Source organism: Rhizobium favelukesii, assembly GCF_000577275.2.
In the GTDB taxonomy this organism is placed as follows: Bacteria; Pseudomonadota; Alphaproteobacteria; order Rhizobiales; family Rhizobiaceae; genus Rhizobium; species Rhizobium favelukesii.
On sequence record NZ_HG916855.1, the window covers coordinates 790,213 to 806,499 of the forward strand.

Sequence of the window (16,287 nt, forward strand, 5' to 3'; positions counted from 1 at the left end):
CTTCTCAACCGTCAGATGCATCAGGATCAAGGCGACTTCGCTGTCGATGGACCTTACGCTGTCTGCGCCCCAAAATTCATCTACCGAACCTGGCGCGGATAGCCTAGAACTACGATACGCTTCGCTTCATGCGTGTAGCCCGCGTGAGCGACCATAACCGATTGTCCGCGAGACACCTTGTTGTCGACCGATTTGACCAGCTCGCCAGGGAATAAGACCGAGCCATGTCCTCAATGCGATTGTCCGTCATTGCGATCATGCTATTGGTTCTCGTCGGCTGTGGCGGACCACGCGCGGTGCTCGGCCTTCCCGTGGCATCGTCATCAGGCGCAGAACCACGGGCAATCGTTCCGATCTATGTGGCTACCACGCGCGCGCGATCCGATAATCTTTCCCTACCTTATTCGGCTGAGCGGTCGAAGACGCTGAATTTTGCGAAGCTCGACATTGGAGTTCCAAGAAACCACGTTCCTGGCCGCGTCGAGACAAGCGGACGCCTGCCCGATCCCAGCCGGCACTTTTCGGCGCGAACCTACCAGCCGATCGCCGAGCGACAAGAATTCATCAGGCGGCTGAATACCGCGCTGGCGCAGCGTGCGCCCGAAAATCGCGAGATCTTAATCTTCGTCCACGGATACAACAACAACTTCGCCGACAGCGTCTTCCGTAATGCTCAGATCACCTACGATTACAATATCAAGTCGGTCTCGTTGCACTATGCCTGGCCGTCAGGAGCGTCCGTCCCTCTCTACGTCTTCGACCGCGATAGCGCCCTCGTCGGCCGGCGGGGACTTGCCGAGACGATCGAGATCGCTGCGGAGACGAATGCGACGAGAGTGATCCTGGTCGGTCATTCAATGGGCGCCTATGTCGTCACCGAAGCCTTACGCGATCTGGCCCTTAGAGGCCGCACCAGCACTGTGAAGCGCGTGGGTGGAGTGGTGCTCGCGGCCCCGGACATCGACGTCGACGTGTTCCTGAGCCAGCTTGACGATATCGGAGATATCCCGCGCCCGTTTACGATCATCGTTTCACAGCGCGATCGAGCGCTCGGGATTTCCCGGCAATTGGCGGGCGGCCGCCCGCGTGTCGGCAGCGGCTCGGATGTCGCGATTCTTCAAAAAAGGGAGATCGCTGTTATCGATGTCTCTGACATCGATGGCGGTAGACACAACGTCTTTGCCAGTTCACCGACGCTCATGGACATCGTCAGCAACAATGCCCTGATGCGCAGCGTGCTCCGAGAGGATCAAGGCCCTGTTGGCCAGACCATGCTGGCAGACGGAGCATCGGTGGTCGAAGGTGCTGCATCCCTGGTGATTTTTCTTCCAAGCCGCATTCTGGGTGGGCTTGCGCAAGCAGCTGCTGGGCAATAGCGCACGTGTGCAGGTCGAGCCCACATCGCCCGAGCCTTTAGCCTTGCAGCGGCGCGCATTGACCACCTGTCAAGCTGCGAGAAGGCTGAAGGTGCCCAACAGATATAATGCTATAACATAGTAGAGCACGTGCAGCGCGTATGTTTGGCCGTTTCCGGTGTAGACTCTCCGCACCACTCCCGCCGCACCGACAGTCAGATCGCAAAGCCCATCCCAGACGAAGTTGGCAAGTGGGGTCACGAGCGGGGCAAACATTGATCGATAGAAGGCGTAGAAATGCGCGGTGCTGACAGGCATGGAACGGCCCCGCCAAGTTCTATAGATCAACAGGAACACCCCAAGCAGCGCCGTTGCGATCGCCACGCTTATGGCCATGACGGGCAAGGGGTTCCAGTAGCCATAGATGGTCTCCAGCGACATGCCTTGCCACACCAGCGTCGATGCGAAGTATGGGTCGATCGCGGCGGACACGGGATCCATCACCAGCTTCGGGAAGAAGGACAGCAGGAAAATTGCCAGAACCAGAACGAACTGCGGCACCAGTAGCGTCAAAGGCGCTTCCGTGATTTCATCGTGCGCTGCCTTTCGCTGCCCCAGGAAGAGCGCATAGGCAAAGCGAAACATGTAGAGAAAACCAATGAAGGTCGCGAGCACAGCAACGATCGCAAGGCCGTACCAACGTCTGTCCACCATCGCACTCAACAGCAGCCATTTTCCGCCGAAGCCGGCAAGCGGCGGCAGACCGGACATCGAGATAAGAGCAATGACCACCGACGCGAAGGTGAGCGGCATCTTTCGGCCAAGGCCCCCGATCTCATCGAACAACCGCGTGCCGGTGCGCAGGATGACGGCGGCTGCGGCAAGAAAAAGGATGCCCTTTACCATCAGATGGTTGGCGACCAGGTAGAAAGCGGTGACCCAACCGAGATGGCTCATCAAGGCGATCGCCGTGATGATGTAACCGATCTGGCTCATGCTGGAATAGCCGAGCATGCGCTTCAGGTCGCTCTGCTGAAACGCCATCACTGCACCAGCGATGGTCGTTAGAAGCCCGATCCAACCCATCACATGCGCCATCTCGAGCCCAACCTTTGAGCGAATGGCGAGATAAGTCACCATAAACAAGCCGAAGATCGCCACCTTGCTGATGACGGCGGACAGCATCGCCGAGAGATCATCGTCGGCCTCGGCATAGGCGCCCGGCAGCCAGACATGGACGCCAACAGCTCCGGTTTTGATGAGAAATCCGATCGAAAGGAACATGAAGGCCGGCGCCGCATCCGAGCCAGCCGTGGCAAATGCTGCAAGCGCCGTGCTGCCGTTGGCGCTGGTGGCAACGCCGAAGCCCGCGAGCAGGCAAAACGCCGACACCAGAGAAAACAGCAGGAACTGCAGCACATAGGGGTGGGCGCCGGGCCGCTGCGCGATCAGAAAATAGGAAGAAAGGGTGATGATCTCCCAATGGAAAAAGAACTCAAGGCTGGTGGCGGCGCGCAGCAGACTGGCGATCGACAACAGCAGGATCGCCATCATCGGATAGAAGCCTCGGCGAGAATCGGAGCGATAGAGGCTGGCGAAAGCAATGACCATACCGCCTGCGAGGAGTAGTACGGTAAACAGTCGGCGCAAACCTTCGATATCGTCAGCGATCCACAGACCGACAACCAGCACCGCCGCTATCATCAGCACGCACTTGATCCGGCCGGCAAGCCCGTCAAGCAGGCACAGAACGCCACCAACGCAAAGCGGTCCGACAAGCCACAGCGACGCTGCACCGGAAAGGGCGGCCGCCACATAGCCACTCACAAACAGTAGAACGGCGCTGGCCATCACTGGAACCAACCGCGCCAGGCCGATGGGCGCCAGGTTGCCAGCCGGCAAACCACTGTCTAACTGGCTCGGCATCGGCCGCGTCGCCTGCTTGAACCAGCGGAACATATAGGCTGCCTCAAGCAGCGACCCGGCCAGAATGACGGCAATCCAGATGTATCGCTCGCCGGCCGCCGCCTGCATCACGAGCTCCCATTTCGCCCAGAAGCCGGGAAATGGCGGCAAGCCGGCAATCGCGACCAGAAACACAGCAAGGATAAAGAGCACAAGTCGATTGCCGGCGACATCGGACCAACCGCCGATCTCACGCGGCTCGACAATGCCGGCAAGCCAGAACAGACCGGCCTTCGCGAGTAGATGGTTGATGAAGAGGCCCCCGACCACCAGCGGCAGTGACTGCTCGGCCCCAAGCTGATGCAGCAGCGCCAGTGCAAGCATCAGAAGCCCCATCTGCGCGATGGAGGAATAACCGAGCATCCGTTGAACGCTCGTCTGGTTCAGCCCGACGAGATTGGAGAACAGGAAGGTGATCCCACCCGATACGGCGAGGATGCCCAGGTGATCGCCAAAAAGCGGCAGCAGCTTGAAAAGCGCAAAGAACACACCCGCCGACACCCCGACAGAGACAAGGGCTGCGATGCCGCTGGCCGCCGTCTCGTAGATGTCGAGCCCCCATCCATTGGCCGGGAACGGCTTCAGTTCCAGCACGAGGCAGGCCAGCACGAACAGCAGCGCGCTCACGCCGATCGGACCGGTGATTGCCGCCCGGTTGGTGATCATGTCGTCGATATTGAGCGTACCGGTCACATGGTAGAGAAGCCCGGCTCCCAACAGGAAGAAGGACGAGGCAAGCACCGTCGCCATGATGTATTTGAAGCTGGCCGCAAGCGCTGCGGGCGTCCGTTCAAGCCCAAGAAGCCCATAGGTTCCGATCGACGTGATTTCCAGGAAAACGAACTGGTTGAACAGATCGCGGGTCATGACCATTCCGTTGATGCCCATGATCAGGATCAGGTAGAGCAAGAGCGCCGGATAGCTTGAGCGCAACTGCGCCCAAAGGTGCCAGGCACCGAGCAGCGCGACGACATTGACGCAAAGGGAGAAAAACCCCTCCCACGGCCCAAAGCGCAGATTGATCGAGAATGGCGGCACGCTGCCCGCAGTTAAAATCTCGAAGGTCGGCGCGCCATTGTGGATAGCCCACAGGCAGACGCACGAAATACAGGTCATGCCCAGAAGTGCTACGACAAAGCCCACCGCCGGCAACGGCTTGGCGATGCGGTAGAGCAGGGGAATGAGAAATCCACCGCCAAGGCCAAGCAGGAAGATGTTCAGTGGCTGGAGGAGGCTGTCTACCATTTAGACTCCGTCAGCACGTCGATCGAAAGAGTTTTTCGCACGGCATGCAGCCGGATCGCGAATGACAGCATGATCGCGGTGACCGAAAAGCCGATGACGATAGCAGTCACGACCAGTGCGGCAGGAATGGGATCGACCGCGTGCGCGGCCGCATCTGAAGCGCTGAGCGCCACGTCGACGATCGGCGCGGTCGCGCCGCTTACATAGCCGGTCGCCACCAGAACGATGTGCATACCGGTATCGATCAGCGAAAAGCCGATGATGATGCGCAGGATGTTGCGATGCCTGAGCATGCCCCAGAAGCCGATGAGCACGAGAAGAAATCCCGTGGTGAGAAGTATCTGTGATATCGCCAGCCCCATCGCGCTCCCCGTCTGTCGTCATTCAATTGCGAAACCGGTCGATAATGACGCTCAGTTCGGCACCGACCTTGATACCCAGCAGAGCCGATATCAGCGGAATGGCCCCGGCACTGAAGAGCGTCCCGAAATTACCGCGCGGCAGAATATGGCTGTCGAGAAAACCGCCGCCAAAGGCAATGCCGACAATGCCGATCGAGACATAGAAAACGCCTGCCAGCGATTCCGTGATGCTGAGGAAAGCATGATGGAGCGGCGCTGAGGGATAGGCGAGCATCAAGAGCATCACACCGGAGGCAACAACTGCGCCACCCTGGAATCCACCGCCAGCCGACAGGTGGCCGTTGATGATGACATACGCACCGAACAGGAAGATAACAGGAAGCACCACCTCTGCGCCGTTGCGCACCAGTTCGCTCGGCCCCTGTGTCACGCCAACAGGCTTGGAAAATGGCGTCTCATCCGCTTCACTTGCCAACAGCAGGCCGACGCTCGCTGCCACCATGAACAGCACTGCAACCTCTCCCAATGTGTCGAAGCCGCGAAAAGTGATCAGAATTCCGGTCACAACATTGGGGGCGCCAAGATCCGCCGGCACCTGCGTCAGATAATGCACCGCCAAGGCAGAGAGCGTCTGGCGTTCGCCATAGTCGCTGACAAGTCCAGCAAAGATGACGGCGAATGCCAGCACGGCGAGCAGGCTGAACGCGCGCCTCATAGCGAGCCCTCTTCGGCAGCATTGTCGTTTTCGTCGCGCAGAGCGTCGACGATCGTCGTTGCCGCCATCGGTGTGCGGATTGCATGCGCGGCCCGCGACAGCGCGTGTGACGACAACGGATTGGTCATGAGCACGAAATAGGCGATGATCAGCAGCTTCAACGACCAGTCGGGATGATAGATTCCGAGGCCGGCAAGAACGAGGATATTGCCGAGCGTCGAGGCCTTGGTGCCCGCCTGGATGCGCGTGAAGACATCGGGCATGCGCAACAGACCGACCCCCGCAGAGAAGAGGAAAAACGCACCAACGAGGATAACGAGGCTGCCAACCAGATCACTCATCGACAGGTCCTTCACCTCTGGTCTTGCGTATCGCATAAAGGAAGATCAGCGTTGCAAGACCCGACCCGATCGCAGCCTCGGCCATGGCGACGTCAGGCGCAGCCAACAGCACATAGGACGCCGCCGCAAACAGGCTTGCCAGTCCGGCGCTGACCATCGCTGCCATGAGATTGCTGAGCACGACGGCCAGCACTCCGCTCACCAGAATGCTGCCGCATACCAACAGGATCAGCATCTCCAGCATCTGGCTACGGCCCCTTTTCCAGAAAGCGGGCAATGGCAAGGACAGCCAGAAAGCTCAGGAGACCGTAGACAAGAGCAACGTCGATATAGACGAAGCGCCCGGATATGTGGGCGTAAAGCGCGATCAGCGCGATCGTGACGACCGTCAGCATATCGATGGCCACCACCCGATCGATCGCCGTGCGGCCGATGATCAGCCGCAGCACGCCGAAGACGATGCTGAAGAAGATCAAGACGACGGAGATCTGCAGGATGATCTCAGCCAAACACCACCCCCAAGTGCCTTTCGAAAGGCCCGATGATCATTCGCGTCGCGCCTTCCGGATCGGTCGTCTTGACGTCGAGCCAATGAATGAAGAGTGCATCGCCTCTGAGATCCATCACCAGCGAGCCCGGCGTGAGCGCGATCGAATTTGCGAGCGCCAGCCGTCCGATCGGCGACTTGAGCGACGTCCTGACCTTGACGATCCCCGGACGAATGTCGATGCGTGGCGCGTAGACATAGCCAAGCATGTTGACGTTCGCCTTTACCAATTCGACCAAGAAAACGCCGGTATAGGCAATGAAATGAAAGATCTTGCTCGGCGTCACTTTGATCCGCCAGACATCGCCACGACGCATGAAAATCACCGCCACGACCAACGATACCAGCGCGCCGACGCCCATGATCGCCGGTTCTACCGATGAATTGATCACCAGCCAGACGACGAACAGCAAGCTCCAGAGGAGGATCAGGCCCTGTGGCAATCCCGATGCGCGTGACTGCGGTGTTGCGTGGTCTTCTGGCATCGTACAGGCTTTCGACGGGTTATGATGGTGTAATAGCGCGCAGTCCCCGCAGGCCAACTTCCTTCATGCATGCCCCCTGCAGGGCCCGATTTGTATCCGGCCTTTTCACCGGTCGCATGGGCCGTGAGGCGTCCTGGCGACACTTTAGCATCGCCTATGTCGGGCTGTGATCGGCACTGAATCCAGAAACTATGCTTGTGGTCCGATATGCCGCCCGATCAGCGCGCATTTTTGCGACACCTCTTGACCAACACTCAAAAACGGCGAAATCAATGACGCGACGGTCAGTCAGGCGGCTGGAAAAATGCCGCCCCGGTCGCATTGCCAAGGCAGCGCCGAATCCGATGTCGTTGGAACGTAGGTCTTGCCGAAACGACCCGTTTGTTTGGTGGCTTGGCCACGATCGCGTTGTGGTACGACACGCTGATCGGCCAGGATCGGCGCGAACGCCATGATCGAGGAGAACGATCGTATGAATTGCCACGCCCCTCTTGCCGATCGACCGGTGTGCAAGTCCGGCAGATTTCCTCTCTGCCAGAACAGTGTTCGATCATTATGCGCAGCCGAACCCAAACGGATACCGGTTCGATGAACCAGACGGCCCCGCAATCAGGATCTGCTGTTCCCGTCGTACCCAGCCTTGCTCAGTTTCACCCGCTCAGCGTGGCTGAAGCGAAGGTGGTTGCACATCTGCAGCTGGGAGACTTCGACCGATTGGGCGATGGTCTACGCCCGGAACGGGAAGACCCCGAGCGAACCGTGCGGGCGGACCTTTTGCGCTATCTCATCCTCGGCAGCGATGGCTACCGTTTGCATGAAAAGGGGCTGAGGCTGAGCGGCGCCTGGATAACCGGTATCCTCGATCTTGAAGGATGCCGGGTTCCTCGCGACATCGGTCTCAAGGACTGCCACTTCGAAGCCTCGCCAGTGTTGCGCTCCGCCATCATCGACAATCTCTTCCTCGACGGCTCGGCCTTACCCGGCTTTCAGGCCGATAGGCTCGAAGCGCGCGGCTGCCTTTCGCTTCGCGGCGCGATCGTAACAGGCGAAATCCGCCTTCCCGGCGCGCGGATCGGCGGCAGCATAGAGGCCGACGGCGTCTCGATCGCTGCCCCCGGCGGGATCGCGCTCGACGCTGATGGACTGGAAACCCGAGGCGGCGTTCTGTTGCGCGGTGCCGATGTGCGGGGCGGCATCAATCTTTCCGCGGTTCGCCTTGGCGGCGACGTCAACGCGGTCGGTGCCCGGTTTGAACGCCCCGGTGAAGTCGTTTTCAACGGTGACGCGATCGTAGCAGCAGGCGACCTCGCCTTGCGAGGGGCTACCATTGTCGGTGAGACCCGCCTGCTGGGTGCCCGCTTCGGTGGCGACATCGATTGCACCTCGGCGTCACTTTCGCAGCCGGGCGGTTATGCGCTGCGGCTCAATCGAACCACCATTGACGGCGCATTCTTTCTGCGACAGAACGCATCCGTCGAGGGCGCGCTGGACCTGACTGCCACAACGATCGGCGCAATCGACGACGAACCAACGAGCTGGCCTAAGACCGGCGACTTGCTTCTCAATCGCTGCCGGTATGGGGCCTTCATCGGCGGGCCGGCTGATGCGGAAAGCCGGCTCGACTGGCTGTCGCGCCAGACGCCTGACCGTTGGAAGGCGGACTTCTGGCCGCAGCCCTACGAGCAGTTATCGATGGTCTTGCGGGAGATGGGGCATGACGAGGATGCTCGCGCCGTCCTGATCACCAAGGAGCGACTACAACGGCGGGCGCGTCGGGCACGCGCCAAAAATCCGATGTTGCGTGCAGTCCTGGGGGGCACCGATGCCGTCCTTGCGGTGACGCTGCGCTACGGGCGGCAACCCCTTTTGGCGCTGGTCTGGCTCATGCTCTTTTGGGCGATCGGTACCGGGATCTTTGCTGTCGCCTATCGCAGCGGCGCAATGAAACCAAACAGTCCTGTCGTCCTGCGTTCCCCGGAATGGACGATGTGCGATCTCCAACGAACCGAAAGCCGCTTCATGCCATCAAGCGGACAGGATTTGACGGGACGTGCCGAGGTTGGAGAAAACCAGCTCACCTGTTTCCGCAATCAACCGGAAGCAGCCAGCTACCCAGAGTTCAATGCGTTGATGTATTCGTTGGATGTTCTTCTGCCGGTGGCCTCGATCGGGCAAAAGGACTACTGGCGACCGGACTCGTTGAAGCCAAACGGCACGTTCACCTTGAAATACTATTTCTTCCAGTCGGTGATTGGCTGGGCACTCAGCCTTCTGGCTGTCGCTGGTTTTTCGGGGCTGGTGAAATCACAATAGGCGAGAACGTGAGCATCTCCCGCCGTTTCCACGCTCACGCACGGCGCGATCTTTGAGATTCGCTTGTCGCGCTTTAGTTCTTTGTTTTCACGCATGTCTTTGGCCCGCCGGTTCCCGCCTTCGGGAGACATGCTTTAGCCTGCCGGCCGTTCCTCATTCCGCGATGTGCCCAACGGTGTCGCCTGGAAAAACCTGGGCAGGCGCGTCTCGCAATCCGGATCGTCGCGCCGACCGTCACACCAGCAATCTTAGAAGCGCCAGATCAAGGGCACGATGAATACTGCAACGACAAAGAACCAGATCAACAAGGGCAATCCAAGCTTCCAGTAGTCGTTGAAGGCATAGCCGCCGGGGCCCATCACCATCAGGTTCGTCGGTGTCGCGATCGGCGTCAGGAAGGCAGCAGCTGCAGCGACAGCTGTGCTCATGAGCACCGGACGCGGAGAAATCCCCATGGCCGTTGCCGCCGCCACGCCGATCGGGATGACGATCAGTGCCGTTGCAGTGTTGCTGATCAGTTGCCCCATGATCGCCGTCAGGATAAACAGCCCGGCGAGCAGGGCAACTGGTCCTGCATCGCCAACGAGATTTACGAGATGCTCTGCCATCAGTTTGGCTGCACCTGTTTGCACCATGGCAGTCGAAAGCGGCATCATCGCGCCAACAAGGATGACCGTCGTCCAGCCCACAGCGCGATAGGCTTGCTCGACACTCATGATCCCTGACAGGATGATCGCACCAGCAGCAAGCAGACCCGCGACCGCCGGCGGCACGATGCCGGTGGCAAGTAGCAGAACCATCGCGATCAGGATGATGACTGCCTGGCGCGCGCCCGGCCCCATCGGGACAGCCTGACGGCGGACAAGCTCAGGCGAATTGACAACCAGAACGTCCGGGTCATTGAGGTGAACATCGAGTGCCTTCCAGGTTCCCTGCAGCAGCATCGTATCGCCTGCCTGCAACGCGATGCCGCCTGCATCCTTCGTGGTACTGCCGGGCGCGATCCCGGCGCCGGCGCGCTGTACCGCTAGAATGATGAGATCGCCGCTGTCTGTGACCATGCCAGGAAAAACCGTTTCGCCGATAAGCCCGGAGCGCGGCGGGATGACGACCTCGGCAAGACCCGAGCTGCGATTGAACAAGGTTTCCTCGCCGTGACCGGTCGCCTTCTCGTCGCGAAAGGCGAGATGCATCGCGGATGCGAATGCGGCTGCGACGTCAGGCTCGCCACGCAAGAGAAGATGATCCCCCTCGGCAATATGAGGCCTGCGGAGCGGGCCGGCCGTCTCCCCCTCCTGAATGGCGACAAGTTGTAACCCCTGATGCGCCAAGAGATCGACCCCGGTGGATGCGAGGCCGACAAAAGGCGAGCTTGCGCGCACACGCATCTGGTATATGCCGCTTGCAAGCCCGTATTGCTCGACAAGGGTCTTGGCATGATGGCTGAAATCGGCCGGCATGGTTGCGCCGTTGCGTTCGGGAAGCAGCTGCTTTCCGAACAATATGATGATCGCCATCGTGCCCGCCAGAAGCGGAAGACCCACGAGCGCAAATTCAAAGAACCCGAAGCCTCCGGCGCCCGCGTCGGTGCCTGCCTCCGACACCAGTACGTTTACCGGCGTTCCCGTCAGCGCCAGCATGGAACCTGCATGCGCGGAAAAGACCAGCGGCATGAGCAGTTGCGACGAGTTTCGCCGCAGGCGAACAGCGATGACCACCACGACCGGCAACAGGGCCGCGACTGCGCCGTTGACGCTGATCAGTGCAGTAAGCAGCGACACCAGTGCCATCGTCAGAAGCAGAAGGCGCGTCCGGCTCTCCTCGCCCGCACCACGGATCAGCAGTTGTCCGGCCCAGGCGGTCACACCGGTGACCTCAAGTCCGGAGCTGACGACGAAAAGCGACGCGATGAAGATGACCGCTGGATCACCGAAACCGCCAAGAGCCTGGCCGATCGTCAGGACACCGCTCGCCCAAAGGGCAAGCGCAGTCAGCATGGCCACAAAGACGACCGGCAACTTGTTCCAGACAAACAGAACGACGGCAACGGCGATGATAGTCGCGGTGTATGCTATTGGACTCAATCGCCTTGCTCCCTTGTGCCTCTAACCGTCCAAACCACGCAGTCCAAGCCCAATCGCGCAACCATCTAGATCTCCAAGTTTGCCTCCCTCGGCCTGGATCGACAAAGACCGGGCTGAGGCGCGATGACTGCAGCCAAGTGCAGCATGACAGCCGCACCTGCTGCAGCCGTCCACGGCACACGGCCCTGCGAACACATCAATCGTCGAGCGTCGCCATAAGCACGCCCAGACGGCAGCCCTTCTCGTACTCCTTGAGGTTCACATATTCCTTGATGGTGTGAATCTCGGCTTGTCCAGCCCCAATGGTGATGGTGGGAACGCCATGCTTGTCGAGCCAATTGGCATCCAAGCCCCCGTTCGAAAACACATACACTGGCTCGATATCGAGCATCTGCAGCGCTTTCGTCGCGCGTTTCACGATTGGTGTGTCTTTGCCCAATTCAAAGGGCGGATAGGATGCCTGATGGCTGAATTTCACCTCGGCCTTGTCGCCCTGATCGTCCGTCACCTCGCTCTGGGCCTTGGCAAAGGCTTCCTTGTAGCCGTTCGCAATCTTCGTCGCGAATGTCGCCTCAGGGCTGCGCGCCTCGCCCTTGATGAACGCGTAGTCGGTCACGACATTGGTCGCATCACCGGCCGGCTTGTTGCCCTTGCCTCCGAAAATGCCGACGTTGCTGGTGCCTCGACCGTCCGGTTTGATCACCTTGCCGAACCAGCCGCCGTGCTTTGCTTCGGCCAAAGCCATGGCGCCGACCAGGGTTGCCGAAATACCTTTCTCCGGCGCGACACCTGCGTGCGACGCACGGCCTGTGATCTCGACTTCCCAGTTTTCTTGGCCGACGGCGCCGACAATCAGGTCGGCGGCCATCTGGCCATCGACGTTGATGCACATCACAGCGCCGTTGAGATCAGCTGGGTTGAGCTCACGTGCCCCGTGCAGCCCACTTTCCTCGCGTACCGTGAACAGCAGCGTGATTGGCGGGTGCGGCAACTTGTGTTTGATCAGCGTCTCGGCAACCACGACGAGGACCGCGACGCCGGTTCGGGCATCACCGCCCAAGGCGGTGGTACCGTCTGAGACGATGCGGTTGCCCTCGCGCCGAGGCTTGGCGCCAGCGCAAAGTGGCACCGTGTCAAGGTGCGTGGAAAAAAGAAGCCGCGGACCCGGCCGCGTTCCTGGAATATCCACGATCAGATTGCCTGTCTCGGTCGGCAACGGGATGCGCTTGTTGGCATCGTCGAAGCGAATGGCCGATTCCGGCACGCCGATCTTTTTCAGAGCGTCGCAGACGGCAAGGCCAATATTCTTTTCCTGTCCGGTGACGCCCTCCACCGATAAGAAGCGCATCAGATGGTCTTCTGCGGCGGCGACGTCGAGAGGGATTAAGGTGTTGCTCATGATACCCATCCGTTCATTCGAGTGTTTATTCGTTCACGGTTGCCGCATCGATCGTCATAGGCCCCACGGCAGTCCGAGGGCCTTCCAGACCGCAAAGAGACCCGTCCACAAGACGAAGATCAGCACGACATAAGGAAGCATCAGAGAGACGATCGTGCCGACACCGGCGGACTTGTCGTATTTCTGGGCAAAGCCGACGACGAGCGCGAAGTAGGCATTGAGCGGCGTGATCGCATTCATCGGTGAATCGCCGACGCGATAGGCGGCAAGCACGGCTTCCGGCTCGACGCCGAGCTTCATCAGAAGCGGAACGAAGACAGGAGCGAAGATCGCCCACTTGGCAATGGCGCCCGTCAGCAGCAGATCGATGATCGCAACCACGACGATAAAGCCGATCAACAGCGGTAACGCTCCGATATTGGCGGCCTGCAGGACGCCCGAAAGGCTAAGTGCCATGACGGTGCCGATATTCGTGTAGGTGAAGTAGGCAACGAACTGGCTCAGCACGAAGAACAGGAAGATGGTTCCGCCCATGTTCTTGATCGACTTCTCGATTGCCGCGATGACCTCGGCCAGTGTCTTCAGCGTGCCGGCGCCGATGCCGTAGGCCCAGCCCGTCACCAGGAAGATCAGCATGATCAGCGCTATCAGGCCGTTCATGAAGGGTGAATTGCCGATGAGTTCGCCGGTATCGGGATTGCGCAACGGCGCGCCGCTGGGGATCGTCAAAAGCAGGAAAACCACGAGAAGACCGATCAGACCATAGAGCGCGAACCGCAAACCGCGCGATTCCTGCTCGGAAAGGGTCGCCCCCTGAGCCTGCACGCCGCCCTCTGCGGTTGCCGGATCATAGTCTCCCAGCCGCGGCGCGATCATGCGATCGGTGATGAACGCAATCACCACCGTCAGGAACAGGACCGAGACAATGGAAAACCAGACGTTGGATGCCAGACCGATCGAGCGTGCGGGATCGACAAGGTGCGCCGCATCGTTGGTGAATTCGACGAGCACGGCATCGAGTGGCTTGATCAGCATATTGACCGTGAAGGCGCCGGCCACGGCAGCAAAGCCAAGGGCAAGGCCTGCCAGAGGGTGTCGCCCGACCGCCAGATAGGCAACGCCCGCAAGCGGTATCAGCACGAGATAGCCGGCATCCGCCGCGATACTTGCGAGGATGCCGACGAAAGCCAGGATATAGGTCAGCGCCCAGCGGGGTGAGACAATGACGAGCTTGCGGATCAGCGCCGTGACCAGACCGGATTCCTCTGCGACGCCTGCGCCGATCATGGCAGCGATCATCAGCCCGACAGCCGTAAAGCTCATGAAATTGGGAATGAGCGATGAATATAGAAAGCGGATGCCCTCCACATTGACCAGGCTGCGGATTGCTGTCGACGCCTGCTCAATCTCGTGTGTGTCAGGATTGATGCGCTCGTAGCTCACCGCCGCTCCGAAAGCGCCGAGTACGGCCGACAAAATGATGACGATGCCGATCAGTATAAGGAAGATGATGACGGGATGGGGAACCATGTTTCCCACCTTCTCAACGCCGTCGAGAAATCTCTGCATCGTGGTCTTTGACGCGGCATTGGCAGTGGCCATGTCTTGCCTCCAGTTGAACCGAGGTATGTCGTACCCGAAGGGTGCTCAAATGCGCTTGGTTGGCACGTTGCCGTGACAGCCGTTGACCAGCGAAGTGGCATCGATCTCAACATGCAATCAGTCGCGCGTACATGCCTTGTGTAACAAACCGATCTTGCCCACCAACGGTGGCCGACAGCCCAGAACGCTCAAAAATCGCGATATAATTCAATAAATTAATGTCGTTGTCTGCCCATCCAGTCTGACCGCTGGCGCAACGGCTAGAATTCAGCAGCGATCATTCGGGAGAGGGAAGGAGAGGTAGCGCAAAAGAGCGACCTCTTTCGCAAGCCCGCGTTCGAACTACTGGCCCGTTACCCGCTGGCGTGAAGGACACCGACCGCGATTTCATGTTCATCACCCGTTAGCGCGGGCAAGCTGCGATATAGCGCCGACCATTGCGATCCTGAAACTCGCACTGCCCTGGACGACCGGCCACGTTGCCGATCACAGCGCCGGAAGCCCCACCGATCGCAGCGCCAACGGCCGCACCACGCACATTATTCGTCACCGCACCACCGACCACCGCTCCCGTTGCGGCACCAATACCGGCACCCTGCTGCGTCGGCGTGCAGCTTGCAAGTGCCAGACCCGCCATCGAACACATCAGTAACTGCTTCATCACTCTATCCTCTGTGACGCTCAATTAAGTCCGTAGATCGCGGCAGAAGCCTATGCACCATCATCACAACTATAGTGTCGCAGAAGACTGTCTGTGATCGGCATAGAATCCCAAAACCAAGCTCTGAGTTCAAATCTCTTGGATCTGCTGACAGCTAAGTCGTCCGCTTTACAGCGCGAATCTGCGCCGGCAGCGATCCTATGTCTCCTGCGCGAACAGCCTCGCAGGCACTGTCCCGGGGTGGGCGCCAAGGCAATTGACTATCTTTCGACAAAGGCAAGGTCGATCGGCAGACGCGGGCCGTCTATTCAAACATTGCCAACATCGCACCGCTCGCTTCGTGAAGCGTCAGGTTGTGATTGAATGCCCCCGTCTCAAGAAAATTCATGGTTTCAACAACGACGATTGGATTGAACATCATAAAGGTGTGCGTGGTATGAAGCACCAAATGGTCGCTCGCTCCCTCGATCTTCGTCGAGGCGACCGACACTTTTCCATCATTCGGTCCTTCGATGATGGAATTGAAGATAGGATTTAGCGAAATGTCACCGGCGATGATCCCTAGCGGATAATCGGGGTTCGGTAGAACCTTTGGTGTGGCACTGGCGTCGGTTCCGAGTTCTAGCCCCGCAGGTCCATTGATCCACTGGAACGGCGCGATATCGCCAAAGACATCCACGATCTCGGAGCCGTTGTTGGGTGGAGCAAGCATCACGACACGTCCCAAACTCAGGGGCCGTGTGTGAGCAAGCCAGTAGCGGACCAGAATTCCCCCAAGCGAGTGGGTTACGAAGTTGACGCGCCGGGCCCCGCACGCTTCGACCGATTTTCCTACGTAATGCGCGAGACCGGCAATCGATGCGGTCGTTGAAGGGTACTCTTCGTTGATGACGAAGAATCCACGCTGCACCAGCACCCTTTCGACAAGCCAGAACGATCCGCTGCCGCGGGCAAGCCCGTGCATCAGCACAACACATTCCAAGGAAGGGCGCTCGATGCCCATCGCCATTGGTTGATCCAGCCAAAGGCATGCCACCGGAAGCGATACGCAGAGATTGAAGACAAATCGAAGAGCGCGCCCGAGTGAGCGTGCGCGTTCCAGCATGGAGATCCGATGGCTATATCGAAACCAATTCAAGCGCATGGCGGATTTGATCTACCTCTATGTGCATGTGCTGGCCGGATGCTCTCTGTCTCTGGAGTTTACTGGCGT

14 protein-coding genes are annotated in these 16,287 nt (G+C 59.4%); 2 read left to right on the forward strand and 12 right to left on the reverse strand.

Features of this window, described 5'->3' with window-relative positions:
• Positions 1 to 224: 224 nt before the first annotated feature.
• Positions 225 to 1,376 (forward strand): alpha/beta hydrolase, encoded by a 1,152-nt coding sequence (locus tag LPU83_RS67295; protein WP_024317359.1) that lies wholly within the window; start codon positions 225 to 227, stop codon positions 1,374 to 1,376.
• Between the two features lie 69 nt (positions 1,377 to 1,445).
• Here LPU83_RS67295 and LPU83_RS67300 read toward each other — a convergent pair whose 3' ends face one another.
• The 7 genes from LPU83_RS67300 to LPU83_RS67330 are packed head-to-tail and all read right to left on the reverse strand — an operon-like array spanning position 1,446 to position 7,015.
• On the reverse strand, positions 1,446 to 4,565 hold the full coding sequence (locus tag LPU83_RS67300; protein ID WP_024317360.1) for a proton-conducting transporter transmembrane domain-containing protein: 3,120 nt from the start codon (positions 4,563 to 4,565) through the stop codon (positions 1,446 to 1,448).
• Positions 4,559 to 4,927: a sodium:proton antiporter gene (locus LPU83_RS67305; protein ID WP_024317361.1), complete on the reverse strand. Its 369-nt coding sequence runs from the start codon at positions 4,925 to 4,927 to the stop codon at positions 4,559 to 4,561. The genes LPU83_RS67300 and LPU83_RS67305 overlap by 7 nt, the downstream gene beginning before the upstream one ends.
• Before the next feature lie 22 nt (positions 4,928 to 4,949).
• The gene (gene mbhE, locus LPU83_RS67310) at positions 4,950 to 5,642 is read right to left on the reverse strand and encodes a hydrogen gas-evolving membrane-bound hydrogenase subunit E (protein WP_024317362.1); all 693 of its coding nucleotides are present in this window, start codon (positions 5,640 to 5,642) and stop codon (positions 4,950 to 4,952) included.
• Entirely contained in the window at positions 5,639 to 5,983 is a 345-nt protein-coding gene (mnhG, locus tag LPU83_RS67315) for a monovalent cation/H(+) antiporter subunit G (RefSeq protein ID WP_024317363.1), read from the reverse strand. Before mnhG ends, mbhE begins: the two co-directional genes overlap by 4 nt.
• Entirely contained in the window at positions 5,976 to 6,227 is a 252-nt protein-coding gene (locus LPU83_RS67320; protein ID WP_024317364.1) for a hydrogenase subunit MbhD domain-containing protein, read from the reverse strand. The genes mnhG and LPU83_RS67320 overlap by 8 nt, the downstream gene beginning before the upstream one ends.
• Positions 6,228 to 6,231: 4 nt before the next feature.
• Positions 6,232 to 6,492 carry an MrpF/PhaF family protein gene (locus tag LPU83_RS67325; RefSeq protein ID WP_024317365.1) on the reverse strand — a complete coding sequence of 87 codons (261 nt, stop codon included), beginning with the start codon at positions 6,490 to 6,492 and terminating at the stop codon, positions 6,232 to 6,234.
• Positions 6,485 to 7,015, reverse strand: coding sequence for a Na+/H+ antiporter subunit E (locus LPU83_RS67330; RefSeq protein WP_024317366.1), 531 nt, complete (start codon positions 7,013 to 7,015; stop codon positions 6,485 to 6,487). Before LPU83_RS67330 ends, LPU83_RS67325 begins: the two co-directional genes overlap by 8 nt.
• A gap of 588 nt (positions 7,016 to 7,603) precedes the next feature.
• Between LPU83_RS67330 and LPU83_RS67335 the strand changes: the two genes are divergently transcribed.
• Complete coding sequence (locus LPU83_RS67335; protein ID WP_024317367.1) at positions 7,604 to 9,328, forward strand: hypothetical protein; 1,725 nt, start codon at positions 7,604 to 7,606, stop codon at positions 9,326 to 9,328.
• A 248-nt stretch (positions 9,329 to 9,576) separates the two neighbouring features.
• On the opposite strand, the gene LPU83_RS67340 is transcribed toward LPU83_RS67335, so the two are convergent.
• The 5 genes from LPU83_RS67340 to LPU83_RS67360 all read right to left on the reverse strand — a co-directional run bounded on the left by LPU83_RS67340 (position 9,577) and on the right by LPU83_RS67360 (position 16,083).
• On the reverse strand, positions 9,577 to 11,412 hold the full coding sequence (locus tag LPU83_RS67340; RefSeq protein WP_024317368.1) for an SLC13 family permease: 1,836 nt from the start codon (positions 11,410 to 11,412) through the stop codon (positions 9,577 to 9,579).
• Between the two features lie 196 nt (positions 11,413 to 11,608).
• Complete coding sequence (locus tag LPU83_RS67345; RefSeq protein WP_374046206.1) at positions 11,609 to 12,811, reverse strand: M20/M25/M40 family metallo-hydrolase; 1,203 nt, start codon at positions 12,809 to 12,811, stop codon at positions 11,609 to 11,611.
• A gap of 54 nt (positions 12,812 to 12,865) precedes the next feature.
• On the reverse strand, positions 12,866 to 14,413 hold the full coding sequence (locus LPU83_RS67350; protein ID WP_024317370.1) for an AbgT family transporter: 1,548 nt from the start codon (positions 14,411 to 14,413) through the stop codon (positions 12,866 to 12,868).
• 403 nt (positions 14,414 to 14,816) lie between these two features.
• Complete coding sequence (locus tag LPU83_RS67355; protein ID WP_024317371.1) at positions 14,817 to 15,074, reverse strand: YMGG-like glycine zipper-containing protein; 258 nt, start codon at positions 15,072 to 15,074, stop codon at positions 14,817 to 14,819.
• A 304-nt stretch (positions 15,075 to 15,378) separates the two neighbouring features.
• Entirely contained in the window at positions 15,379 to 16,083 is a 705-nt protein-coding gene (locus LPU83_RS67360) for a lipase family protein (protein ID WP_037071113.1), read from the reverse strand.
• Positions 16,084 to 16,287 lie beyond the last annotated feature (204 nt).

What these genes read in the sequence shown, in the direction of transcription:
- LPU83_RS67295 (WP_024317359.1), top strand. Translation starts at nt 225, where the DNA reads ATGTCCTCAATGCGATTGTCCGTCATTGCGATCATGCTATTGGTTCTC.
- LPU83_RS67300 (WP_024317360.1), bottom strand. Translation starts at nt 4,565, where the DNA reads ATGGTAGACAGCCTCCTCCAGCCACTGAACATCTTCCTGCTTGGCCTT.
- LPU83_RS67305 (WP_024317361.1), bottom strand. Translation starts at nt 4,927, where the DNA reads ATGGGGCTGGCGATATCACAGATACTTCTCACCACGGGATTTCTTCTC.
- mbhE (WP_024317362.1), bottom strand. Translation starts at nt 5,642, where the DNA reads ATGAGGCGCGCGTTCAGCCTGCTCGCCGTGCTGGCATTCGCCGTCATC.
- mnhG (WP_024317363.1), bottom strand. Translation starts at nt 5,983, where the DNA reads ATGAGTGATCTGGTTGGCAGCCTCGTTATCCTCGTTGGTGCGTTTTTC.
- LPU83_RS67320 (WP_024317364.1), bottom strand. Translation starts at nt 6,227, where the DNA reads ATGCTGGAGATGCTGATCCTGTTGGTATGCGGCAGCATTCTGGTGAGC.
- LPU83_RS67330 (WP_024317366.1), bottom strand. Translation starts at nt 7,015, where the DNA reads ATGCCAGAAGACCACGCAACACCGCAGTCACGCGCATCGGGATTGCCA.
- LPU83_RS67335 (WP_024317367.1), top strand. Translation starts at nt 7,604, where the DNA reads ATGAACCAGACGGCCCCGCAATCAGGATCTGCTGTTCCCGTCGTACCC.
- LPU83_RS67345 (WP_374046206.1), bottom strand. Translation starts at nt 12,811, where the DNA reads ATGAGCAACACCTTAATCCCTCTCGACGTCGCCGCCGCAGAAGACCAT.
- LPU83_RS67350 (WP_024317370.1), bottom strand. Translation starts at nt 14,413, where the DNA reads ATGGCCACTGCCAATGCCGCGTCAAAGACCACGATGCAGAGATTTCTC.
- LPU83_RS67355 (WP_024317371.1), bottom strand. Translation starts at nt 15,074, where the DNA reads ATGAAGCAGTTACTGATGTGTTCGATGGCGGGTCTGGCACTTGCAAGC.
- LPU83_RS67360 (WP_037071113.1), bottom strand. Translation starts at nt 16,083, where the DNA reads ATGGCGATGGGCATCGAGCGCCCTTCCTTGGAATGTGTTGTGCTGATG.